Consider the following 700-nt stretch of genomic DNA (forward strand, 5'->3'; position numbering starts at 1 on the left):
TGAAAGGGGCGTGTCCTCACCGCGCGAAGCGCGGCGCGCAGCGGGCTTGAGGCGGGCGCCTCGCGACGGCATGCTGGTGTCAGGGCATTTTTTTGCAAGCACGATGGTGACCCCGGACACCAGAAGCAGGAACCCGGTTTCCGCTCCTGCGGCATAGTCTCTCAAGGCGTCGGATCGTCAGGCCACCAGGGGTCGGGGGCATCCGCGATCTCGCGCGCTTTCGCTTCGGCTGCGGCGATGGCTGCGGCCCTTGCGGCCCTGGTCGCCTCCCGCCATGCGTCGATGCCGTGGTCGGCAATAAAGTCATGGGCGCCGTCATCTTCAGGGTGTGGCATTTCCGGGCCATGATAAAAAGGATTGCGATGCCAGACGTCCCGGTCCGTCAGGACCCAGGCGTGGTGGGGCGCAGCACGCGAAAGCGCAAGGGCTTCATCGCGGTCTGCCATGGATTCATATTCGCTCATGCGGGTCGATCCTTGCGGAAAGGTACCTTGCCGTGGGTGGCCGGACCCGCCGTGGGTCCGGCCGGGTCGGTCAGAAGCCGAGGGCGTCCATCTCGGCAGCTGCGGCCCGCTGGTCGATGGTGCGGGCGTTGCTGGCCGTGTAGGGCTTCCACGGAGTGCCAATCATGTCCTCGTAGGCCGCAAGGACCCCGCGGGCGGACGCGACCAGAGCGGCGGCTTGATCCCCTGCTCGGCTG

1 protein-coding gene is annotated in these 700 nt (G+C 67.0%); it reads right to left on the bottom strand.

Annotated elements, in window-relative coordinates; all coding sequences use genetic code 11:
- Positions 1-161: 161 nt before the first annotated feature.
- Entirely contained in the window at positions 162-446 is a 285-nt protein-coding gene (locus JCM25156_RS19335; RefSeq protein WP_242402756.1) for a hypothetical protein, read from the bottom strand.
- Between the last annotated feature and the right edge of the window lie 254 nt (positions 447-700).

This window comes from Komagataeibacter kakiaceti JCM 25156 (genome assembly GCF_000613305.1).

Bases quoted from the DNA above. Each gene is read 5' to 3' on its own strand.
- JCM25156_RS19335 (WP_242402756.1), bottom strand. From the start codon at position 446: ATGGCAGACCGCGATGAAGCCCTTGCGCTTTCGCGTGCTGCGCCCCAC.